This window comes from Veillonella sp. AS16, from assembly GCF_000517785.1.
Lineage (GTDB): Bacteria > Bacillota > Negativicutes > Veillonellales > Veillonellaceae > Veillonella > Veillonella denticariosi.
On the sequence record NZ_AZYX01000013.1, the window covers coordinates 64,993 to 89,333 of the forward strand.

General features: G+C 42.3%; 24 protein-coding genes and 1 other annotated feature. Of the genes, 2 read left to right on the plus strand and 22 right to left on the minus strand.

Annotation, left to right across the window (positions count from 1 at the left end; all coding sequences use genetic code 11):
* Positions 1-402 precede the first annotated feature (402 nt).
* The 6 genes from HMPREF1521_RS05115 to HMPREF1521_RS05140 form a co-directional block, all read right to left on the minus strand.
* Positions 403-1,590 carry an MBL fold metallo-hydrolase gene (locus HMPREF1521_RS05115; protein WP_038116672.1) on the minus strand — a complete coding sequence of 396 codons (1,188 nt, stop codon included), beginning with the start codon at positions 1,588-1,590 and terminating at the stop codon, positions 403-405.
* Between the two features lie 231 nt (positions 1,591-1,821).
* Positions 1,822-2,364, minus strand: coding sequence for a hypothetical protein (locus HMPREF1521_RS05120; RefSeq protein ID WP_038116676.1), 543 nt, complete (start codon positions 2,362-2,364; stop codon positions 1,822-1,824).
* Positions 2,365-2,803: 439 nt separating this feature from the next.
* A complete protein-coding gene (gene leuB / locus HMPREF1521_RS05125; RefSeq protein ID WP_038116681.1) occupies positions 2,804-3,874 on the minus strand; it encodes a 3-isopropylmalate dehydrogenase in 1,071 nt (356 codons plus the stop codon).
* Between the two features lie 374 nt (positions 3,875-4,248).
* A complete protein-coding gene (locus HMPREF1521_RS05130; protein ID WP_038116683.1) occupies positions 4,249-4,740 on the minus strand; it encodes a 3-isopropylmalate dehydratase small subunit in 492 nt (163 codons plus the stop codon).
* A 1-nt stretch (position 4,741) separates the two neighbouring features.
* On the minus strand, positions 4,742-6,001 hold the full coding sequence (gene leuC / locus HMPREF1521_RS05135; RefSeq protein WP_038116686.1) for a 3-isopropylmalate dehydratase large subunit: 1,260 nt from the start codon (positions 5,999-6,001) through the stop codon (positions 4,742-4,744).
* Positions 6,002-7,540, minus strand: coding sequence for a 2-isopropylmalate synthase (locus HMPREF1521_RS05140; protein WP_038116688.1), 1,539 nt, complete (start codon positions 7,538-7,540; stop codon positions 6,002-6,004).
* Positions 7,541-7,693: 153 nt separating this feature from the next.
* Positions 7,694-7,895, minus strand: a binding site (T-box leader).
* 156 nt (positions 7,896-8,051) lie between these two features.
* On the opposite strand from HMPREF1521_RS05140, the gene HMPREF1521_RS05145 reads away from it, so the two are divergent.
* Positions 8,052-8,567: a DUF308 domain-containing protein gene (locus tag HMPREF1521_RS05145; RefSeq protein WP_038116690.1), complete on the plus strand. Its 516-nt coding sequence runs from the start codon at positions 8,052-8,054 to the stop codon at positions 8,565-8,567.
* A gap of 168 nt (positions 8,568-8,735) precedes the next feature.
* Here HMPREF1521_RS05145 and HMPREF1521_RS05150 read toward each other — a convergent pair whose 3' ends face one another.
* Positions 8,736-9,389 (minus strand): hypothetical protein, encoded by a 654-nt coding sequence (locus HMPREF1521_RS05150; RefSeq protein ID WP_038116695.1) that lies wholly within the window; start codon positions 9,387-9,389, stop codon positions 8,736-8,738.
* Between the two features lie 251 nt (positions 9,390-9,640).
* Positions 9,641-10,069 (minus strand): VOC family protein, encoded by a 429-nt coding sequence (locus HMPREF1521_RS05155; RefSeq protein WP_038116699.1) that lies wholly within the window; start codon positions 10,067-10,069, stop codon positions 9,641-9,643.
* Between the two features lie 428 nt (positions 10,070-10,497).
* Here HMPREF1521_RS05155 and HMPREF1521_RS05160 point away from each other — a divergent pair, with 428 nt between their 5' ends.
* Positions 10,498-10,845 carry a hypothetical protein gene (locus tag HMPREF1521_RS05160; protein WP_038116702.1) on the plus strand — a complete coding sequence of 116 codons (348 nt, stop codon included), beginning with the start codon at positions 10,498-10,500 and terminating at the stop codon, positions 10,843-10,845.
* Between the two features lie 76 nt (positions 10,846-10,921).
* Here HMPREF1521_RS05160 and HMPREF1521_RS05165 read toward each other — a convergent pair whose 3' ends face one another.
* The 14 genes from HMPREF1521_RS05165 to HMPREF1521_RS05230 all read right to left on the minus strand — a co-directional run bounded on the left by HMPREF1521_RS05165 (position 10,922) and on the right by HMPREF1521_RS05230 (position 23,959).
* On the minus strand, positions 10,922-13,381 hold the full coding sequence (locus tag HMPREF1521_RS05165; RefSeq protein WP_038116703.1) for a S8 family peptidase: 2,460 nt from the start codon (positions 13,379-13,381) through the stop codon (positions 10,922-10,924).
* A 9-nt stretch (positions 13,382-13,390) separates the two neighbouring features.
* Positions 13,391-14,344 carry an AAA family ATPase gene (locus HMPREF1521_RS05170; RefSeq protein ID WP_038116704.1) on the minus strand — a complete coding sequence of 318 codons (954 nt, stop codon included), beginning with the start codon at positions 14,342-14,344 and terminating at the stop codon, positions 13,391-13,393.
* A gap of 146 nt (positions 14,345-14,490) precedes the next feature.
* Positions 14,491-14,964, minus strand: a complete 474-nt coding sequence (locus HMPREF1521_RS05175) for an HXXEE domain-containing protein (RefSeq protein ID WP_038116707.1) — start codon at positions 14,962-14,964, stop codon at positions 14,491-14,493.
* Between the two features lie 49 nt (positions 14,965-15,013).
* Entirely contained in the window at positions 15,014-15,640 is a 627-nt protein-coding gene (locus tag HMPREF1521_RS05180; protein ID WP_038116708.1) for a GyrI-like domain-containing protein, read from the minus strand.
* Positions 15,641-15,696: 56 nt separating this feature from the next.
* The gene (locus HMPREF1521_RS05185) at positions 15,697-16,386 is read right to left on the minus strand and encodes a hypothetical protein (protein WP_038116712.1); all 690 of its coding nucleotides are present in this window, start codon (positions 16,384-16,386) and stop codon (positions 15,697-15,699) included.
* A 212-nt stretch (positions 16,387-16,598) separates the two neighbouring features.
* Positions 16,599-16,874, minus strand: coding sequence for a type II toxin-antitoxin system YafQ family toxin (locus tag HMPREF1521_RS05190; RefSeq protein WP_038116716.1), 276 nt, complete (start codon positions 16,872-16,874; stop codon positions 16,599-16,601).
* Between the two features lie 4 nt (positions 16,875-16,878).
* Positions 16,879-17,160, minus strand: coding sequence for a type II toxin-antitoxin system RelB/DinJ family antitoxin (locus tag HMPREF1521_RS05195; protein WP_038116718.1), 282 nt, complete (start codon positions 17,158-17,160; stop codon positions 16,879-16,881).
* A 244-nt stretch (positions 17,161-17,404) separates the two neighbouring features.
* Positions 17,405-18,145: an ABC transporter ATP-binding protein gene (locus HMPREF1521_RS05200; protein WP_038116721.1), complete on the minus strand. Its 741-nt coding sequence runs from the start codon at positions 18,143-18,145 to the stop codon at positions 17,405-17,407.
* Between the two features lies 1 nt (position 18,146).
* Positions 18,147-18,914 (minus strand): ABC transporter ATP-binding protein, encoded by a 768-nt coding sequence (locus HMPREF1521_RS05205; RefSeq protein ID WP_038116723.1) that lies wholly within the window; start codon positions 18,912-18,914, stop codon positions 18,147-18,149.
* Complete coding sequence (locus HMPREF1521_RS05210) at positions 18,907-20,421, minus strand: ABC transporter substrate-binding protein (RefSeq protein WP_038116725.1); 1,515 nt, start codon at positions 20,419-20,421, stop codon at positions 18,907-18,909. The genes HMPREF1521_RS05205 and HMPREF1521_RS05210 overlap by 8 nt, the downstream gene beginning before the upstream one ends.
* Positions 20,422-20,487: 66 nt before the next feature.
* Positions 20,488-21,297, minus strand: a complete 810-nt coding sequence (locus HMPREF1521_RS05215; protein ID WP_038116726.1) for an ABC transporter permease — start codon at positions 21,295-21,297, stop codon at positions 20,488-20,490.
* Positions 21,290-22,240 carry an ABC transporter permease gene (locus tag HMPREF1521_RS05220; protein WP_038116780.1) on the minus strand — a complete coding sequence of 317 codons (951 nt, stop codon included), beginning with the start codon at positions 22,238-22,240 and terminating at the stop codon, positions 21,290-21,292. Before HMPREF1521_RS05220 ends, HMPREF1521_RS05215 begins: the two co-directional genes overlap by 8 nt.
* Positions 22,241-22,462: 222 nt before the next feature.
* The gene (locus HMPREF1521_RS05225; RefSeq protein ID WP_038116729.1) at positions 22,463-23,089 is read right to left on the minus strand and encodes a hypothetical protein; all 627 of its coding nucleotides are present in this window, start codon (positions 23,087-23,089) and stop codon (positions 22,463-22,465) included.
* Between the two features lie 111 nt (positions 23,090-23,200).
* A complete protein-coding gene (locus HMPREF1521_RS05230; RefSeq protein WP_038116733.1) occupies positions 23,201-23,959 on the minus strand; it encodes an SDR family NAD(P)-dependent oxidoreductase in 759 nt (252 codons plus the stop codon).
* Positions 23,960-24,341: the final 382 nt, after the last annotated feature.

Sequence of the window (24,341 nt, forward strand, 5' to 3'; positions counted from 1 at the left end):
ATTCATGCTAAGGGTAGATTTTTCCTCATATTAAGAGTCATTTTTTACATATTATTTTTCTTAACTTATAAATAAACCAGTTAATTATAAGTTTATAAAAACACTATATGCTGCAAATCACATAATTTTCATTTAACAATGACCTATAAGCTGTGAATCTTTCAGCAGTTCTTCATAAACACACAGATATACGGAACTATATATACTTATATAATTTGAATATAATTGCAAAAATCCCTCTGTATGACCTGTGGTAGATACGATCTACACCTCACCCATTAATAGTGCTATATATTAACTATTAAAAAATGAACTTCAGTATACAGAGGGATTATTATATTATTTAATTTTACTGTTCCAAGAAAAACCGCTACGCAAAACCGTTACAAGGTTACATGATTACTATTTCAACAAAGCCGTTACGAGCGGTGCCGCCTTATCAAAATCGACCTGTTCCGGATTCCAGTTACATTTAATTTCCGGCTCTACTACGGCAAAGCCGAATTTCGTCAATTCTTCACGCAAAACCTTCGTCGATTCGCCGGACCAGCCGTATGTGCCGAACACAGCGGCCTTTTTATTCTTAAACTTTAATTCACGCAAGAAATCGAGCCAGCCCGCTACGGATGAAAGTACGCTGTTGCCCACGGTCGGCGATCCCACGGCGATGGCTTTCGACTTGAAGACTTCCGTCATAATATCGTTCTTATTCGTCTTGCTGATGTTAAAAATCTTAACCCGTGTATCCGGAGACTGTTTTGCAACTTCATCTGCAATCCGATGCGCCAGTTTCTTCGTGCCGTCCCACATGGTATCATACACGACGGTAATCTGATCTTCCTGATACGCCTGAGACCATTCGTAATACTTTTCTACGATTTGCATAGGATTTTCACGCCAGATGGCGCCGTGACTCGTAGCGATGATATCGATCGGCAGGTTGAGCTTTTGAATTTCCTCAACCTTAGCTTTCACCAATGGAGAGAAAGGATTCAAAATATTGGCATAGTATTTCATAGCCTCAGCCCACAAACGGCACTGATCCGCCTTGTCCGCCCACAGTTCCTCTACGGCGAAATGTTGCCCGAACGCATCGTTAGAGAACAAAATATTATCGCCCGTCATATATGTCGCCATCGAGTCAGGCCAGTGAAGCATACGCATTTCAACGAACACCAGAGACTTGCCGTTCCCGATATCCACGGAATCACCGGTCTTAACGGTCTTGAAATTCCATTCCGGATGATGATATTGCCCTACGAGGGACTTCACCGCATTTTCCGTACAGTAAATCGGCGTATTCGGAATCCGCTCCATCAACGCCGGCAACGAACCGCTATGGTCCACTTCACCGTGATTACATACGATAAAATCAATCGTATTCAAATCGATTTCAGACTCGAGATTATCGATAAATTCCGTAGAATGAGGCTTCCACACCGTATCGACGAGGACCGTCTTCTCCTCTTCAATCAAATACGCATTCTGACTGGAACCATTATTGATGGTGTAATCGGAACCGTGAAACTCCTGTAGTTCCCAATCAATTTTACCGACCCACGAAACATTGTTTTTAATGTGCTTTCTCATAATAACCTCCATCTACCCCGTGAAAGCTGCGCCTCTATAGCTACTTTCACGTGATTGTTTAACAACACATGGCCCATGTGTGCTACATCCATTAATACCCTAACGTCGCACATGATACACATCCTGATCACGTTGCGGTGATTAATACTATGCATTTAACACATATAGGTTATCTGATTTATTCTCATTATACTGAAAGCACATAGCTATGTCTGTATCTATAGGTACAATTTATTTACTTTCACCAAGTAAAAACCGTTTAGGAATCGCCCGATAGATATATAGCGAAATATAGCCGTCCACCAGGCTATGTACGATGGTACCGCCACCGACAAGGCCGAATACGACGTACACGAGATCGATATTCGGGAGAGTCGTCGTAGTGTAAAAGAGCAGACACGCCAGAACCTCGCCGATAGCATGAACAACAGCACAGCCGAGGTTAAACAAGGCAAACGACAAGCCGCCGGACAAAACAGCTCGATGGTTCCTGATATAAAGGGCCCCTAACATCGCAAATAGGATATGCGATGCGGCGCGCATAACGATGACAAGAGGAAAGCCGGCCACAAAGAATCCCAACGTCGACCCTAGAACTACGCAGGCCGTCATCTTGCGGGATAAAAACATGGCCAAAAAAATCGGCACGTGACTCGCCAAGGTATACGATGCCGGCGGTATCACTACCTTCAACGGCATCACGATAGGAATCATGATGGCTAAGGCCATTAATAATGCAGTAATCGTTAAATCTCTGTATGTAGATGATGTCATAAGTCCCCCTTTGCGCTCAGCTCAACAGAATCATTGCAAGTAATATTATTATGCTAAAATATAGAAAAAGCAACATTTGAATTTCTAGCAAACAGGAGCAATGCGCTATGAAAAAAGCAAGCGATTTAAAAACAATCCCCGGAATAGGTGTAAACGCAAAAAATAAGGCCTTTCAATCCGACTTGGCGCACGCAGTGGGTGGCATCCCTTTTTAGGTGATTGACGACTAAAAATTCTAAGAATAGAACAATAAGACTCCGATAAGCGACTTGGCGGCCTCGTGGAACGAGATAGGTGGCCTTTCTCTCTTTTCACGGTGAATTGATCGCCTATATACTCTCCACAGAGCAGAAAATAAGGCCTTTCAATCCGACTTGGCGCACGCAGTGGGTTGCCTGCGGGAGGATTGAAAGGCCTTATTTTTGCCTAAAGGTAGAATTTATAGGCGATCAATCACCGCTTGCGCCATTTCTGTTGTCCCCACCCGTTTCATTCCTTCACGGTAGATATCGCCCGTGCGATATCCGTCAACGAGTACTTGTTCCACTGCGCTTTCAATAGCGTCAGCCACCTGAGGTAAATCAAGGGAATGACGGCACATCATCGCGGCGGACAGGATTGTCCCCAACGGATTCGCCAAGTTCCGGCCCATAATATCCGGTGCGGATCCATGTATCGGTTCATACAAAGCGGTCCCGGTACCCATGGATGCGGACGGCAATAATCCGATAGAGCCGGAGATAACGGCGCCTTCATCGGAAAGAATATCGCCGAAGAGGTTCGTCGTTACGATAACATCAAACTGAGCAGGATTTACAACGAGCTGCATCGCCGTATTGTCCACATAGAAGTAATCCGTGCTGATATCCGGATTTGCAGCCGCTTTTTCCTGCGCAATTTTGCGCCATAAGCGGGAGGACGCCAGTACATTCGCCTTATCTACGGATACGACCTTTTTATTGCGTTTGCGAGCCGTCTCCATAGCGATATCCATGATGCGTTCCACTTCATAGCGGCTGTATGTTTCCTTGTCCCAGGCGAACTCGTCAGCACCTTCACCTTGTGCCTCTTCGCGTTCACCGAAATAAATTCCGCCCGTCAACTCGCGAACGATGACAAAATCTACATCCTGCACAAGATCCTTTTTAAGCGGAGAATATTCCTGCAATGACGGATAAATCTTAACAGGACGCAAATTACAGAACAATCCGAGCTCCTTGCGAAGACCGAGGATTGCCTTTTCCGGACGGATCGACGGATCTACATTATCCCATTTAGGACCGCCAACGGCGCCCAACAATACGGCATCAGCCTGCTTACAAGCCTCGACCGTATCCTCTGTCAACGGCACGCCGTATGCATCGATAGACGCACCGCCCGCCTTTTTATCAATCCAGTTAACCGCTACGCCTGCCTTTTCAAACGCCACGTCGCACACGGCCTTCGCCGCCGCAATAATCTCGGTACCGATACCGTCACCGGGAATCAATACAATATTCTTTTCGCTCATCTTACCTCTCCAAATCTCTATCTGAAAGCCCAAACAAATATCCAGGGACCTATCAGACTACTGCAGTCTATCTATACCACACGGTTTAATCTATCACCCTGTGCCACAATCCATTTAAGATTATAACCGCTAAAGGAATGTTAGCTTTGCTCAAATCCGTAAAACACTTAACAGGATGAAAGCTGGCATATGCCTTGAAACCGACTCAGCTCGTTCCCCTTATTCACTTTGCCACAATCCAGTCAAGATAACAACGAGAAGGCGGGGATTAAAATTTTGCTACCCCGAAAGCAGAATAGCTTGAAACGAAACACGTGTCGAAGCCGACTTAGCTCGCTTTGGAGGCTTGAGATACGTGTTTCGTTTTTTCTATACTACTTGCGGTTTTTCGCAAAGCTCACAAGACCGCCGGCCGCCGCAATATCTTGAATGAATTGTGGCAGCTCCGTCCCTTGGTATTGTTCATTTTTAGTCAAGTTATACACAATCCCTTTGGACAAATCCACGCCGATTGCATCACCTGCATCGATTCGGTCCACCTGATCTCCGATTTCAACAACAGGCAAACCGATGTTGATGGCATTACGGAAGAAGATTCGCGCAAAGGAATGCGCCACGATAACAGGCACGCCTTTAGCCTTAATAACGCCCGGTGCGTGTTCACGGGAGGAACCGCAACCGAAGTTCTTTCCGGCCACTATGATTTCTCCGGCTTTCACATTAGGGGCAAAAGTCGTATCAATATCCTCCATCGCATGTTCCGCCAACTCGTTCCAGTCGGAAATCGCCAGATAGCGGGCCGGAATGATCACGTCTGTATCCACGTCGTCGCCGTAGCGCCAGATTTTTTTACTTTCAAAATCCATATTAAACCTCCTCAGGCCCTGCAATACGGCCTAGTACAGCACTCGCTGCCGCCACATAAGGGCTTGCCAAATACACCTCGGAATCCACGTGTCCCATGCGGCCACGGAAATTACGATTCGTCGTGGAAACGGTGCGTTCCCCTTCGGCCATGATGCCCATGTAACCGCCCAGACAAGGTCCGCAAGTCGGTGTGGACACGGCGCAGTCAGCCTGAATGAAGATATCCAAAAGGCCGTCTTTCATCGCCTGGTCGTACACATCCTGAGAGCCGGGGATCACGATACAACGCACGAAGGGAGCCACCTTGCGACCTTTCAAGATTTCAGCGGCGGCCACCAGATCTTCGTAGCGGCCATTTGTACAGGAGCCGATGATGACCTGGTCGATTTTGATATCTTTATCGATATCCCCAATGTAATGCGTGTTGGAAGGCAAATGCGGGAATGCCACGACCGGCTGCAATTTAGATAAGTCGATGGTTACCGTTTGCGCATACACCGCATCAGGATCCGGATTGATAGGCTCAACAGGTCGATGTACGCGGTCTTTGATATACGCTTCGGTGATTTCATCATAAGGGAATACGCCGCATTTACCGCCCGCTTCGATAGCCATATTACAAATCGTCAAGCGGTCCGCCATGGTCATGTGCTTTACGCCTTCGCCGGCAAATTCAAGCGCCATATAACGAGCGCCGTCAACGCCGATACGTCCGATCAATTCAAGAATGATGTCCTTCCCGGTTACCCATTTATTCGGCTTTCCGATGAGTTCAACCTTGATGGTTTCAGGCACCTTGAACCATGTTTTGCCTTCCGCCATCGCCACGCCCGCATCAGTGGAACCGACGCCTGTGGAGAATGCGTTAACCGCGCCATATGTACACGTGTGGGAGTCCGCACCGATCATCATTTCGCCGGGACCGATAAGGCCTTTTTCCGGCAAAATAACGTGCTCGATACCCATACGCCCCACTTCAAAATAGTTCGTAATACCATATTCGCGTACGAAGTCGCGCATCACCTTGGCCTGTGTAGCGGATTGAATATCTTTATTCGGTGTGAAATGATCCGGCACCAGATAAATTTTATGACGGTCAAATACAGGTTTTCCGATTTTCAAAAACTCTCTGCGAGCCGGTGGAAACGTGATATCGTTCATCAATACAGCGTCCAAATGACATTCGATAATCTGGCCCGGCTTAACCACATCGAGACCCGCGTGACGAGCCATATTCTTTTCAGTAATGGTCATACCCATTTATTCTTCCTCCTGTTGTTCTAGCTCCATAGCTAGGAATACGGAATTCACCGCATTGATATATGCATTCACACTTGATTTAACGATATCGGTGCTGATACCACGACCATGGTACAGGCGACCGTTGTATTCCACCTTGAGGGTTGCTTCCCCGAGGGCATCTTTGCCGGCTGTTATGGCGCGGATCTGGTAATCTTTCAAGCTGATCGGCAAACCCACCACACGTTCAACGGCCTTGAGGGATGCGTCTACCGGACCGTCGCCGACCGCTGCATCCGCTCTTTCACCATCCGGAGTCATGAGACGGACATCAGCATATGCGTAACCTTTTTCGCCCAATTTGTAGTATTGAGCCACGAGCTCGAACGCTTTTTTATGGTGAATATTATCCACCACAAGAGCGATAATATCGTCGTCGTACACTTGTTTCTTGCGGTCCGCCAACGCTTTAAACTTCATAAACAGATCGTTGATTTTTTCCTCCGTGAAAGTATGGAACCCAAGGGATTTCAAATGATCATCAAAGGCATGGCGCCCCGAGTGTTTACCGAGAACGATATTCGTCTTCTCGGCCCCTACGGACTCAGGTGTCATGATTTCATAAGTTTCAGGATTGTTGAGCATGCCGTGCTGGTGAATACCGGATTCATGAGCGAATGCATTGGACCCGATAATAGCCTTGTTCGGCGGCACTACGACGCCTGTTAGACGACTTACGAGTTTGGATACCTTTGTAAATTGTTTCGTATCGATATGTACCTGAAGGTCGCCGAAGTAATCGTGACGCGTTTTAAGAGCCATAACGACCTCTTCAATGCCGACGTTGCCCGCACGTTCGCCAAGTCCGTTGACGGTACATTCCACCTGACGGGCCCCCGCCTCGATAGCCGCCAGGGAGTTCGCATTGGCGAGGCCCAAATCATCGTGGCAGTGAACGGAGATAATCGCCTTTTCAATGCCCGGCGTATGTTCCCTGATGTAGCGAATCTTATCGGCAAATTCTCGCGGCATCATATAGCCTACCGTGTCCGGCACGTTGAGAATCGTAGCGCCGCCGGCGATAGCTACACCGAATACTTCGCATAAAAAGTCAAGATCCGTACGGGATGCGTCTTCACCGGAAAACTCGATTTCATCGAATTTACCCTTGGCGAATTCCAAAATGGATTTCACCTTTGCCAACACCTCTTCACGAGTCATCTTCAATTTATATTTCATATGGATTTCGGATGTAGCGATAAACACATGCAACCGGCTGCGCTCCGCATCCGCAAGGGCCTCCGCCACCTTCTGCACGTCCTTTTCGTTGGCACGCGCCAAGCCGCAGATCGTTGCGCCCTTTACTTCCCGTGCAATGGTCTGTACCGCTTCAAAGTCCCCCGGAGATGCGGCAGGGAAACCGGCCTCGATTACGTCGATGCCGAGGCGTACTAGGCCTTTCGCAATTTCAATTTTTTCAGGAGTTTGTAAAGACACACCTGGTGTTTGTTCCCCATCACGAAGGGTTGTATCGAAGAAATATACGCGATTCTGTTCCATAATAGCCACCTTTTCTATCCTCATAAAACATAATACTTTATTATATCTATCCATCGTGAAAGTTTGTAACATCACCAATGTCGACACCATATATATCAGTGATTTACTAGACTTTCACAAATAAAAAAGCCCCTCAGAACAACCGTCGTTGCTCAAAGGGGCGTTATATTCATAACACGGTACCACCCTAATTGGGACTCGTTTCGGCGATAACGGAACCACCGTCGATGACTACTGACGTTCGCCATCGAAGCTCACGGGAGAGTGTCGGCGTACAACCTCTATTGCCTCGCACCGGCCGGCAACTCTCTGAAAGCAGGATTTGTAAACCTTTATACCCGTTCATCGCTTGATTTAAGATATAAGGGTATTATACGGCATTCTATAGAACTGTGTCAACAGGATGGACATGTGAGTTTTGTGAAAGCACAGTTTTATCATTACAATTTGACATAGTCCATGATTTCACGCATACTGAAAATAAGCAGTACCAAAGATTGGAGGAATTATTATGAGTGGTTCAAGCAAATTCTTCTTTATTATATCGGGTATTGTAAGCATTATCCTAGGGATATTCTTACTATTAAACCCCGTTATTAATCTCATGGCTTTTGCCTGGCTATTTTCTATTATCTTTTTTGTCAGTGCAGTCAGCTCCATTATAAATTATTTTATGTTACCCGCTGAATTGCGTAGCGGCTGGTATCTCATCGGCGGCATTATCAATGCTTTATTCGGTATCTTTCTCGTGTGCGGCGGATTTGCATTCCTACCGTTGGTATTCCCGATCACAATCGGTATCTGGATGGTAATCGATGCTATCATCATTTTCATTAAATCTAGAAATACCGACTCCATGGTATCATTACTGGGCGGCAGTGCAAAATGGCTCGCACTTGTTCTGTTACTATTAGGCCTGTTACTCATATTCAAGCCGATTGCTTCCGGTGAGGCATTTATCTACTTTATCGCTTTCGGTTTCTTGTTTGACGGCATTCACTCCATCGCGGAGGCTTTCAGAAAATAGAATAACCATACACTATTAGATTGACCAGTACTGCCAAATAGCTGTCACAATGGCGATTATATATCGTTCTTGTGGCAGCTATTTTATTTTGCCAACCGTCATGGTAAATGTACTCGCCTACTACATTTGCAAGTGGGTAGACGCTTTCCTATCCATTTTATTTAGCAACTAGCCTATCGCTCTATCATTAGCGTAATAATGTACACTCTTAATCATTTCTCTAGCCCTATCAATAGAAACTGGCTCATTAAATAAGAACACATGGTTCTGATTTTCATATTTCCACGATGCTAAATATACAGAATTATCTACCATTCTATAGGTCACCGGCATGCCTTTCACAACATCTGTTCTCTGAGGTAAGTAATCTTTATAATCGCCTGCGATATTACCTGATACTGTAGATACGCGATACTTAATATATTTTGGTATATCATTTACACTGTCAAAATATTTTCCTTTTGAAAGTTCATGATACGCATACACCACCTGTAGCACATCATGATCCACAATGGCTACATGTATAGGACGGAGTCCCTCTACCCCCATCGGCAACTGAGAATTAAAGTGCAAATGCTGTTTAGCCTCATATACAGAATCAAATACCTCTAACGTTTGATCCTTGCGAGTACTTCTATAATCTGTATCAGTCATAGCACAACTACCAAGTCCATCAGGACATGGAAACTCATTTCGATCACCATAAGGCTGGTCATAAATAGAATTGCCGTTAAGGCGTAACCGCATCAAGTCATCTGCGGAGGCGACATTGGTAGAACCTATGAAAGCTAATGCAGACAATACACACACAATCTTTTTCATGATACAATCCCCTATAAACAAACTACATCTATTAAGTAAATTATATCATTAAAGGAACAGATGCTCATATAATACTAGTTACAGCATGATTCTAAAGCCTATAGTTAGTAAATATAAAGGAGATTATAATGATGTACGCATAATTAACATAATTGTGCAAGCTTTATTAGATGCACACACAAGTAATCCAGCAGTAAAAAATTGCTCAATCATAAGCTGATGCCGAAGACAAGCCTGAGCAAGACTAACTACTAAAATTTCAGTAGTCCATTTTCATCAAACTCAAATTTTGGCCCCCATGCAACTTCCCAGTAATATCCATCCGGATCAGAAAAATATGCATGGTATCCACCCCAAAAAACATCTTGTGGTTCTTTTATAATTCTCCCACCAGCATTTCGTACTAATTCAATAACCCTATCAACCTCTTCTTTATGTTCAACATTATAAGCTAATGTAATTCCCGCAAATCCATTTTCCGCTGGTGGATTACTTTCATCAATATCTTTTGCTAATTGTTCCAAAGGAAATAGTTCAAATTTTGTCCCTGCCGTATCAAAAAATATTACCGGAGGATTATTTTCTTTACAGTCAGTCTTATATCCTAAACCATCTCTATAAAACTTTATTGATTTTTCCATGTCTCTAACACCTAAACAAATGCAAGTGATCTTATTCATTACTACCTCCATAAGTTCAAATTACTTTAATCTAATAAGCCGGGGTTTATTTGTATTTCCTTATAATATATTTCGGTTTAGAATTTCAATTACCTCGTAGAAGTATTTAACAATCTCCTTATTATCCCTCTTATCTCCTCCTCAATTTTAGTTTGTTTATATTATCCTAATCCTATCTTTTACAAATTCAATAAAACTACGTTGCGCCAATCGCTGATAATCCGCTTTTATTATAAAATTATATCAAAAAGTTCCTCAGTAATCATCACAAATCTATCACATTTAATAGTATCTATCACAAATCATTCTACTATTCAAAATAATCGTAAGTGCTATAATGAACTCAACAAAAGGAATATGTTCTCATATAATGCTAGTTACCGCACTATCATGAACAGATATAGTCAGTAAGTATATAGGAGGTTCTCATGACACACGCACAATTAACACAACTCGTACAAGCTTTATTAGATGCACCCACCAGCAACGAAACGGTAAAAGAGTTCGCTCAATCCTGGCTCAATGCGGAAGGCACGCCTAAACAAGCGGAACTCACAAAACAACTCGTATCCGTGGCGGAACAGAATATCGCCTTCATCGATGAAACAATCGGCTTTGCCGGCTCCGATCTGGCAAAACAAATGCTCGGTGCCGAAGTAGCTGCACAGTTATTGCAACACGCAAAAGACATTAAGGCAAAAGGCGCTGAATTCTGCGACTGTCCGGGATGTGTGGCAGCTAAGCATATTATTGATTTGAAAGCGGAAATTGCATAATAATATATTACGTAAAAAGTGGCTATCAACTTTATGTTGATAACCACTTTTTATATCACTATATAAGACATTAAGTTTATGATATTTCTATCTTTATAGGCATTTGAATCTCAGTAATTATTGGTGTATAGAAGTCTACTTCTGTATCTTTTGTACTCAATGAAATAATTAAGGAGTACCGGATTTTATCATAATATCTCTTTAAACGTTTTCGATTTTTCCACCAACCACTAACAGGATATACGGCTATATCATTTGCATTTGATAAATCGATAGCAGGTACACACATAAAATCAGAATGTATGGAACCAACATTTCTATTATTAACCCCCAAATACCATGACGAAGATCCTAGTTCATTACGCCAATTAGGATCTTCATCTCTTGCAATTTGATTCACCCGTTTTTTAAAATCATCAAGTGACTCCATACTATTCTTAAGTTCAAAGCGCAGCCCGCAAGATTGGTATGTATATTTCTCTTTCCAACCTATATGTCCTGGGCTCGGTTCAATATAGTATGACAACGTAACTCGTAACTCGACCTCTTTATCACCTAATGATTCTAACACTTCTTTGGGCCAAGGTAATTTATGGATATGAAGCTCATTCGTTACAACCCTTTGATCAAAATCAAAAGGCTGCAATTCTTCTTCGATAATCATATTAACATAATTGTTTTTACAGGATACCGCTCGTTCTAGATTAGGAATACCATATCCACAGGTTCGTAACAAAACACGAATGTCACTTTTTTTAGGTATTTCTGAAGGTAAAAACTGTTGTTTCATCTTATCGGTCCATCTAGCAGAATGCACCATCAGAGCACGTATCGTCTCAGGCCATGCATTAGGGTATTTACAGTAAATTTCTGCAGATAATTTACTAGCTTGAGCTGTTGCAGCACTCGTTGCCCAAATAGTGGAAAATAAATTTTCAGATAACTTATTATTAGTTGTTAATAGGGATAAATCATCACAATTACTATAAAAATTATCTTTACAAGCTATATTCCCACCATCCATAAGAATTTCAGGTTTAATGGGCCATTTATTATCCCATAAAACTGATGTACTACTATAGGGAGATAATTCACCAACATCTGCAACTGGTTGATAGCCTAAAAAGTCAGTATCATCAATATTAATTTTAGAATTATATGCTCCAACTGTTACTGCATTCCAAGATTGTCCTGGGTTTTGTACGTAAGAATTTATATTAACATCAGGATAATTTATTTCTATCAAGTCAGAAGATAAAGCATTTCCGGCACTGATAAGCATTAAACGTTTATTTTCATTACCCCCACTAGATACATTAACACCTGCTACAATCTCATCAATAGCCCCGGACCAAGATGTTGGGAGTCCATCAGTAGTATCAGCTGTTACGGCCATACAAATAGATCTATCCTTATCAGGATTTTCAATTTCATTAAAAAGAATCCCTTGGGCCGTAATAGCACCATATAACTCCGAATCATTATTCTGGCGTCTTAAGATTTTAGAGCTTTCTATTCTATAAGGAATACTAATAGTATCACGAGATAATAACGATAGATTTAAATCTTGATATAGTGCAATACCTGCCATACCTGTACCATGACCACCATAATCACTTAAATCACCATCATCAAAAACAGTATGAATACCTTGTTCTTGCATGAAAGGTTCAAGCAATGGATGCGCACTAGAAACTCCTGTATCTAATAAACATATTGTGGCATTACTATCCTCAGGCTGTAGACGATTTTTTATATCATCGACCCAATCATACTGCGCCGTTAAAGATTCTTTAATGAAAAAAGAGTTAGGCTCCTCGCACTTATTCAATTCTGCAATATACTTAGAGCATTGTAACAAGGCAACTAAATCATTATTATTCACAAAAATCAACATAACAATTCGTTCAGGAAAAGATATATGCTCATTTTTATATGTTATATCAAATTCATTTAATAATAATTTAAACTCAGTAAGTACATCACAATCATTTTGCTTTTCCGTACTTAACCAAACCTCACACCAAATTCGAATATCTGATGTAGGAATATTTTCATGAGGTCCCTGCCAGAAAGACGCAACATCTGCTTCCCTAATGATATCAATACTTCGAACTAAATCATTATTTTTAGGATTACCACCAGTGTCTAATGTCGACTCAAATTGATTAAATTTATTAAGTAAAATAGAGGTTTTATCTCGAGGTACAAATATTGTTGCTTTTGTTAAATCATCCTTTGACTGAATATTTAATAATTGTATACCAGCTCTTTCATCTTCTAAAGCTTTATAGTTTAAATCATATCCCTGTTTACCTGATATATCAAGATAAAAACCATCCTTTATCTTTATAGCAGCAACTTGTTTAGGACTAATAGCACTATTAACAATCGAATCCAACTCTTGCTTTAAATTACGTACATGCGCTAAAGGCTGTTCCAAAAGAGGGTAATTATTTTTTCCTCCACCACCCCTTATTGTTTTATATGGCATCGATTCTTTAGTATCACTTAGAAAAATATTTTCCTTCTCCATCCTTACATTCTAAGCCTCCATGATTCGAGAATATAAGCCTTTATCTTTCATAACAGCAATTAAATCAGCTTCATTAAATTGTTTATTATATAAAATAGCTGATTTAAAACAATCATCACAAGCACTAATAATTTCAGATTGGCTTAATCCCTTGGCTGCATCTATTAAGGATGTATTTATGTTCCCTATATAGTATTTTTTTATTAGTTTCTTTTCAAAAATAACTCTAATCTCATCTTCTTCAGGCATTGCATAATGTATTACATCATCAAACCGTCTAAACAAAGCTTGATCTAGTAGTTTATGATTATTAGTCGCAGCAATAATAATACTATTAGAATCATCTTGCTCTATAAATTGTAAAAATGAATTTAGTATTCGTCTTGCTTCACCAACCTCGTTATCTAGACTTCGGTTAGCACCTATTGCATCAAATTCATCAAAGAAATAGACGCCCATAGTCTTTTTAATATCTTCAAAAACGAGTCTTAATTTTGCACTTGTTTCTCCCATAAATTTGGTAACAATTTTATCCATTTGTACCACAAACAAAGGAATTCTTAGTTCAGATGCAATTACAGAAGCGGTAAAAGTTTTTCCCGTACCAGGAGCACCTTCCAACAAAATTTTACGACGATTAGATAAACCATAAGCTTGCAGTTTATCACGATTCTTAAACTCTTCAAGTATACGATTAATTTTAATCTTTTGATTATCGGATACGATTAATTCAGAGATTTTATCATTAGGCAGATACATTTCTAGTAAAGGATTATTATTGATCTGTACAATATTATTAGTGTTAGATAATTTTTCACTTAATTGTTTTATCTCTCTAGCTACTACCACATGACCTTGACGGGCTTCATTAGCAGCAATTTGAAGAACAATAGTTTTAAAGCGTGCATTATCTTGCTCTAAATGAGCACGAATTAGACCTTTAATATGCTCAGCACTAGCCATAATATCACCTCCTCTATTATGTTAGTATCTCACACCAGACTTGACAAAGTCAACAAACCATGATTTAGTTATCTATTTTCACCTCAATTAGACCTAGACACTAATTTCTTCAAATCGCCATAAAGCGAAAACTTTATTTTCACAATTTAATTAGATACTTTTAGCATATGAAGGATTTTATAGCACAAAACGATATTAATAACTATAAGCAGCAATGTTATAAACGAATACGCCAAGAGCCAACAGTTTGCCGATACCGCATCATAGATCCAGCAAGCACAATAACCGGCCGTGATGATACCGCTAAGAACGCCCGGTATATACTGTCGTAGAAAAATACTTTGGAATATATGACCAATCACATGGTATATATACGCTATGATGACAGTGATGTAAATGTCGAAGCTTTCAAAATACATACTCAAGCCCAGTACAATCAACAAGAGTATAAATTCCTGACAGACGATGGCGTTGAATCTAGACGGTGTAAATGCCCCCGCTAAAAATCGCTGTTGTAGTTTTGGATTCCTTCGCATAAATCTCGGAAATAAAAGAATCTCCTCAAATTCGTGCACCATAAAAATACTAGGGAATAATAAGAAAAAACTATTCAGATCCATAAGGCGCCTCCTTCATAAATCCGATTAAGTTTAATATGACAGCTTTATACTATCCCTTTTTCACCTGCACGCGCAATACAGTTTTCAATTTTGCGGGCTCCACCTTTCGTGCATCAGACAAGTAAATTTCCCGATGCCACTCGTCGTTAGTACGATGCAAATTATGAGCGGAGCAGAATTCATCTATTTTCATAAACGATTCCGGTTCATCATCATAAGGCCCGACATGCAATATCTGCACGCACTCTCCATCCTCTATCGATTCAAGCCGCACATCCTTAAATCGAGGCAACGATTTTTTCTTGGACACATTCATAATAGCCGCCTCCAACACGTCAGGCGTCACGAAATCAGGTTGTCTGATCATCACCCGATATTGCAGATTATTCTTATCAAACTGCTCCGTATGCTCAATCTGCTTCCAGAGCGCCTCCAGCGGATACACGGTGTAATCAAAGTACCCATCCGGCGTCACGCCCTTTTTCGGCAACATCTTTATCCCGTAGGACAACGAATATAACGCCTCAATATCATCGGCAAAGACCGCATGATTAGGATTTCCCACTCCGTCCAGCACGAGGAACTTCATGCTCGGCACCGTAACCTGCACCGCCTGCTGCTTCGGACAATACAATTCCTTTTCGTGCTTGCGCCATTCATGCTTTACTGCTGTCATAATCAGACCTCTCTTTCTGAAAGAAAACATATGATTTCTTTTATGGTAAGGGAGGATTATGAAGGTTGATTAAAGGGGGGATATCTTCTTCTCTTCTCATAGTTTACACTCACATATGGTTTTATGAAAACCCAATATATGCATAATCCAGCTACAATATATTTATTAATTTTTAACGATATTTCAATCCAACCCTTATGCGTGTTTGTAATATCAACAGGTAAAATATTAAATCCAAGAAGTCCTTTAATCGGATTAATCATATCCAGTGCCGAATTATAAACGTCAGTTGAAATTAATGCACCTACATGATTAACAGTAGCTAAAATATAATATATATTCCCCATATAAAAAATACCGAAAACAGTTACTATCATAATTAAACCAGAACTTTGAAGAAACAAAAAGTCTCCAAAAGTATTTACGCTTACCAAATTAACAGAATATTTCTTTTGCAAATAGTGTGTAGCACGTTCTACAATACCACTTACAATCAAAAAACAAAATAAACCTCCCCAAATACCATATAAAAATGGCAAAATCCAATACAAGAAAAACTCAAACCTTTGTAATAGTAATTGTATTACTTCTGGTAATAATGGTTGTAGATCTAACATATTCACATAATAATAGTCATACAAGTGATTTGTAAAAAGGGCCACGATAAATAAGATGGAAATAAATTTAGTGACCAAATCAATTCGCTTTACCACTAAATATACTATTATTTTAATTTTATTAACCATATATACCTCCAAGTTCTATAAACATGTATATTCTGTTAATAAATATAATACCAAATTATATGCGTATTATTTCACTCATTGTAAAACTTATAACCATAATAAGCGTATTTATAAGAGATCACTTCCTAAAACTTTCTACAAATTTAAAACTCTAAAACCTAATAATACACAAAAGACGACACCTCATCGGTGCCGTCTTTACAACTATATTCTTATGAAAATAAATCAGAATGTGTGCCTGTTCGAGAAGCAGTCAAAATTAATTCAATTTTATTGACCTTATATATCAACAACCAATCAGGCTCTATATGACATTCTCGAAATCCAATATAGTTACCAGTCAATGTATGATCGCAATATTTAAAATCTAAAGGCTCTTCATTCAATAATTTTTCTAAAACAGTTTTGAGTTTTCTTCTATCTTTGCCACGCTTATCCATTCGCCTTAGATCTCTCTTAAACTTAGGTGTATAAACCAGCTCCAACATTTACTCACTCCGTATCAATGTCTTTAAACATAGCATCTACCGTTTTAAAACGTTTTGCATATAGCTTTCCGGATTCAATATCTTTAGCCTCTTGTATCGCAGCTTCTGTTTCCTTATTATATCGCGGTTGTTTAGGTTGAAACGGAAAACCGCCTTCCATTAACGAAGCATGTAAGAATATATTAATAGCATCGCTCACAGATATACCGAATTGAGCATATAACTCTTCCACTTGTGCCTTAACGACAGGTTCGATCCGTAAGCTGATGGTTGCTGTTTTAGCCACAGTATCACCTCCTATAGTATTTACAATATAAAAGTACTCCTACCATCTTACATACCAATTATATGTTTATAGTATCTCTTTTGATTGCAAAATGCAAACTTTTGCAATCATTTGTAATATATCAAAGTATTATTAGGTACTCAGTTCTTTTTCTATTTAGATTACAAACAACAAGCCCCTACACCAATAATATGTCCCCCCTCTACTGGTTATCCAGTAAAGGGAGGACATAGGGGTACTTTATTTACACACTCGCTTCCACTAGTGCTTGTGTATACGGGTGTACCGCTTCTTTCAGTCGAATTGATTCTATATTTTCCACGATTTGTCCGTCTTTCATCACCAGGATTCGATCTGTTACGGCTTGTAGCAGTCCGATGTCATGGCTTACAAACACATAGCCGAAGGGTTGTTCTGTATATATTTTTTGCAATAGGTCTAGCACAAGTTTCTGATTCACCGCATCAAGGGCCGATGTAGGTTCATCAAAGAGTACCAGTTTCGGTTTCATCAGCATGATTCGCGCCAGTACGACACGCTGTAACTGACCTCCGCTAACTTCGTGCGGGTATTTTCGGATAATCGTTTCCGGTAAGTCTACATGTCGAATCCATTTGCGGATATCTTCCTTCGCTCCGGCCATGTCCATAAGACCATAGTTAATGTACGGCTCAAGCAGAAAGGCTTCCAAGTTCATCCGCGGTGGAATGACCGCTAGCGGATTTTGAAACATCATCTGCAGTGAGCGATAGATTTCCGTATGGTTCTTGATCTGCCATATATCTTCGCCGAAGAGTCGCAATGTGCCCGATGTAGGTTTTTCCAGCATTGTAATGAGTCTAAGGAGCGTACTTTTACCGGAACCGCTACCGCCGGCGATGCCTACCCGTTCATGTTCAGCAATGGTAAAGGACACATCATCAACGGCGCGCACCGTGTGATTATGGTTCGTATAATATTTACATATATGCTCAGCTTGTATCATATTACACCACTTTCATCACGGAATCCAACAATATACGCGTATAGTCATCTTTAGGATGCGCCATTACCTCTTCGGTAGCGCCCATTTCAACGAGGCGCCCCTTATTCATCACGCCGATGCGGTTAGCGATGCACGCAGCGGCCTTGATATTATGGATTACCAGAATCACTGTTGCCCCGAGGGCCTGTGTTACCTCTTTCAGCAAGTCCAACACCGACGATTGCACCAGCATATCCAAAGCACTGGTCGGCTCATCAGCAAATACGATGTCCGGTTTCAGAATCAGGCTTAACGCAATCGCCAAGCGTTGCTGCATGCCGCCGCTCAACTGGAATGGATAGGATTGTAAAATACGGTTTCCTTCCGTCAAGTGAACGAGCTGTAACATATGCAGCACGCAATTTACATCATACGGTTCATCATGGGCGCGCAACAAGTCTTTGAAATGGTTTTCCACGGTACGAGCCGGATTCAAATAGGCACCGGGGTTCTGAAAGATCATCGACACCTGCATGCCGCGCATTTGTCGCCAGTCCTTATCGCTCAACGTCGTAATATCCGTGCCGTTCAGCAAAATTTGACCGCTTATAGTGGCCTTCTTCAGCATACCGAAGGCGGCGCGAATCAAGGTCGATTTCCCGGAGCCGCTTTCACCGACGATGGAAAACACCTCACCGGTATGCACGGAAAAGGATACATCGCGTACGGCCTGTTCCGCACCGTATGAAATTGATACATTGTCAAATACTATGCAATCAGATTTATTCAATAGTAGAATCCTTTGTTAATAAGTAGTAATCGATCGGATGTACCGGTACATTTTTAACCTTGGATGTGGAGACCACATTGGCAGCAGGATACAACAAGTAGATATCAGCCACGTCATCAAGCAAAATGGACTGCACCTGCTTAGCCACATCAGTACGTTCATTTTGATCGAATGTAACCGCCAGTTTGTCGATTAGTGCATCCACCTGAGGATTATTATAACCGCCCACATTGGCTTTAGAACCGGATTTATAAAACAAGCTGAGGAACCAGTAAGGATCGTTTGTAGACATGGTTACCACATTGCGTTCCACCAAATCAAATGCGTCTGCGCCGAGGGTATCCACTTCATTAGGGCTTTGCAATTTTCTGAGTTCTACCGCGATGCCCGCCTGTTTCAATTCCTGTTGAATTTCTTCATACATGCTGGTATCTTTGCCCCAAATAGCGAGGGTCAATTTCAATTCCTTTCCGTCTTTTGCATAGATACCGTTGCCGTTCTTCGCATAGCCCGCTTGCGTCAACAATTCATTTGCTTTTGCAAGGTCAGTGACTGCCTTATTTGAAAGCCCATCATAGCCCAAGTTTGCGGAAGGAGGGAACGGAGCACCACCCGCCAATGCACCGCCGCCGATAACTTTCGCCATCGTATCATAATTGATGATATGAGCCACCGCGGAACGTACATTTTTATCATGTAGCGGAGAAGCTTCCGTATGATTAATCTTTAACATCATTACACGAACACCGGACACGTCTTGAATGTTAAATCCGTCTTTAAACAGGCTGCGATTAGCGGAATCCACCTTTTGAATGACATCCACATCTTTAGATTGCAACGCCATGGCGCGCTTATTATTGTCTTCAATATCCTTTACAGTTACAGAATCAAGGCCCGGTTTGCCGCCCCAATAGTCGGCAAATGCCGTTAACTCAATGCTTTCACCCTTTGTGAAAGAAGTGATTTTGTACGGTCCTGTAAGAACCGGTTTAGACGCCACATCCTTAAGATCTGCCGTATCCATGATAACGAACGCCGGCTCAGTCAAGCTGGACAATAAGGAGCCGTTAGGTTCCGTAGTTTTAATAATCAAGTTTTGACCATCAACGGTAATGGATTCGATTTTAACGGCCTTCGCAGAGCGAGGACTTTGTTTCATTGTATACTCGATGGACTCTTTTACCTTTTGAGGTGTCATCGCGGTACCGTTATGGAATTTTACATTTTCTCTGATATGGAATTTCCATGTGGTGGGATCGATGTTTTCCCAGGAATCGGCTAACTGTCCGGTAAATTTCATATCCGGTGTCACCGTAGCCAATGTTTCACCTGCACCAATACGTGTCAACGTCCACGCATCCCATTCATGCGTCGGATCTAATGTTTCACCGAACCAATATAGACCGACATTCAAATGCTTGCCTTGTTTAGCCGTATCATTGCCGCAGCCCACCAAAAGAGCTACCATACACAGCATGGACACACATGCCAATAACCAACGTTTCATAAATACTCCTTTTCATACACCCCATCGTAATGAGGCTTTCACTAAAAACATTCATATTATACGCAGTCATCGTGATACATCGAGGGCATCACGCAACGCATCGCCAATATAGTTAAACAGAACAACGGTAATAAAAATCGCCAGCCCCGGATAGATCAACAGCCAAGGCGCGGTTTGCAGAAAATCGCGGGAGCTCAACAGGATCGCGCCCCATTCGGGATCAGGCGGTTGCACACCGATGCCGATGAGCGAGAAACTGGCCACCAGAATAATGGCGTCCCCTAAATGTTGAATAATGACAATTAATAGCGGCGGCAGTACATTCGGCAGAATATAGCGCCATAGGATTCGAATCCTCGAAGCGCCGGACATGCGAGCAAAGGTAATATACTCGGCATGGCGTTCGATATGGACAAGGCCCCTCGTGATGCGCGCATATTCCGCCCATTTAGTAATGCACAGCGAGATAATGACATTCGTTATGCTTGGCCCCATGATGCCGATGAAAGCAATGGCGATAACCATATTCGGAAATCCCAGCACCAAATCGATCAATCGCGACAGCCAACGGTCAACGCGCGGCGTGGAGAATCCCGCCAGCCCGCCGATAACGATGCCTATCGCTCCGCTGATGCCGATAATGGTGAAAGCAATCCACAGCGACGCCTTCCCTCCATAAAGGATACGGGACCATACATCGCGACCCAGCTGATCGGTTCCGAGCCAATGAGTGCTGCTGATATCCTGCAACCTGTCGGCTACATTCGTCGCCTCCGGATTATAAGGCGCAATATACGGAGCGCAAAGAAAAAATCCAATCCACAATGCCGCCAGTACAAGCATGATATATAGGCCGTAAGGCTTTCGTCTATTCATAAGAGCCTCCTTTTATAGCGGCCCTTCGCTTCGGATTAAGCCAGATACTCAATACATCGATGATGATGTTAATTACGATGAACACCATAGTAATCCAGATGATATACCCTTGCATCAATACATAATCGCGGGCGGTTATGCCCTGTACCATCATATAGCCGATGCCTTTGATGGAGAACACCGTTTCAATAACCGCGGAGCCGCCTAACATGGCCCCCATCGTAACGCCCATCATAGGTAATAACATAAGGCCTACATGAGGAAAGATATAGCGACAGTACACCATCCACTCCGGTAAGCCGAGAGCTCTGGCCCCCTGTACAAAGGGCTGTTTCTCAACCTCCAGAATAGCATTGCGCAAACGGCGAATGTATAAACCGCAAATCCACAGAGCAATCGTCAAAGCCGGCAGTATATACACGGTAAAGCCCTTCGTATTCGTCACCGATACAAGCTGCAGCTTCACGCCGAATAAATACAATAGCAAGAGCCCCACCCAGAACCCCGGAATCGCCAAGGCGAAGAACGTAAATATCCGAATCACATGATCGGCCCAGGAATCCTGATACCGTGCCGACAACATGCCAAGCGGTATTGTTACAACTACGCCCATCAAAAGCGCGAGGAATACGAGTCCCAATGTATTTGGCAATGCACCGCCTAAAATAGTTGCTACCGGTAGCGAATACAATATAGATTCACCGAAGTCTCCTCTCACGAGTTGGCCCAGCCAGCGTACATATTGCTGCCACCACGGGTCGTTGAGGCCGAGCTGCTCCCGCATCTGCTCTACTAATACAGGATCAGGTGTAGCCCCTACCAGATTAAACTTCATCGCCACGGGGTCGATGGGGGATACCTTCATCAGTAAAAACGTTCCCAAGGTGACGGCTAATAAAATACCTGCAATACTGACCAGCCGTTGCAGTACCAATCGATACAATCCATCACCTTCTTTCATTTATGAATACTCATAATAATATTTTAGCAAAAACGGCGTGGACATATGTATACCCGTGGCGGTATATTAGAATTATTCTCATTATGAAAGTTTGGCATAATATAGAAACGACGTTTCATATTAAACCGCAGCAAAACTAAATACTTATGCTATTATAATGCCACAAAAAAACAGCCCCTACTAAAAGAGCTGTTTCATTATAAATTATTTTGTATGCTGTTTTTGCGCCACCGTATTAGCAATGATCGCTTTTGCCATATCGCGTGTCACAGGGCGTTCAAATGACATCGAATGGTTTTGTCCGTCCTTAGCCCAATTTACGAGATACACCATTTTCTCGCCGCCTCTGAAAGTCACTTTCACGCCGTCAACCTTTTCAGTCGCGGTCACTTTGTGCTGTGTGTACTCACCGCTGATGTCCTCTTTCAGCGTGGAAACACGATAGGTAATGCGTTTACCGTTCGCCTGATTGCGTGTTGCATCCTCGCCGTCCTGATATGTATAAATCACTTGAAGGATATCCTTATTGATGGTGCTCACAGATTCAATATTATAGCCCACCGGCAATACCTTCGGCATCTGCGGAACTATATTCATATACTGAGCCGCTTCATCAACGGTTTTAAATTCATGCATCGGATTCGGCATGCCTGTCTTAGGTGCCGCAGCTTCATTAGCCACCTCCACGGACTGAGACATGTCAGCCTTTACCGCATCAGCTTTTGACATATCGGAACCGATGCCCGCCGCATCAGCCGTGCAATACGAAGCCGTGCCCACACAAGCACAAGCCACAGCTGTTAACAAAAATTTTTTCATCGTAGATTTCATTATTACTCCCTCACACAGCAAATTGCATAACTTTACATTATTAAAATTTTATTAAATTTTCTTTAACAATATTAGTATAACTTAAAATGTAAAGGAATTCAATCCGGCTCTTTATTTCTTATGCACCATAAATCCCGCCGCCTGCTGATTCGCCATGATGGTTACGTCCGAAATCTGCATCCGTTTCGGCTGGTTCGTCACATACACGACGACGTCGGCCACATCCTGCGGCTGCACCGCATCAATGCCGGCATAAACGGCTGCCGCTTTTTCCTTATCCCCGTGAAAGCGCACTTCGCTGAACGGCGTTTCCACAATGCCCGGCTGAATGGTGGTCACCTTGATATCCGTGGCGATTGTATCCATGCGAATACCGTCACTGAGGGTCTTAACCGCCGCCTTCGTAGCGCAGTAAACGGCTCCGCCCGGATACGCATAAATACCGGCTGTTGAACCCATATTCACGATATGCCCCTCATTTTTGGCGATAAAGAACGGCAATACCGCCTTTGTTACATACAGGAGACCTTTCACATTCGTATCAATCATCGTTACCGCATCATCGATATCACTGTCCTGAAACGGATCCAGCCCCTGCGCAAGACCTGCATTGTTCACAAGAATATCAATGCCGCCGAACGATTCAATGGCAGCGGGCACATTGGACATGACATCATCACGATTCTGTACATCAAGCACCAACGTTTCCACGCGCACACCGTACTGTTCCATCAACTGAGACTGCACCGTATCGAGCAATTCGGTACGACGCCCCGAAATCAATACATTATCGCCATTCTTGGCATACGCCTCTGCAATCGCAAGACCGATGCCGGACGTAGAACCGGTAATAAATACATTACGAGACATAATAAACACCTCACATTCTCACAATTCATATACACCCTATCCACATCAAATAATGTGTAGGCGCATCAAAGTATATAACGCCTATAATATAACACCCTCATATAGGTAATAAATGATATGTCGACACGGCAGAATATAATGCCTATGATATAACGCCTATGATATAACGGCCTCACATATAATAATGAAAAATAGGACTACCTTTCCATCAGCAATAGTCTCTGAAAAAATAGAAATGAGGGCGCCCTTCCGAAAACGACTTGGCGCACGAAGTGGGTGGCCTTGGAGGCTTTCGGGAAGGGGACCTCATACAAAAACTTACAAAGGATACCCACAAGGTATTTCTCATGTATTAAATTGTCTATCGGGGACGGTAATCCTT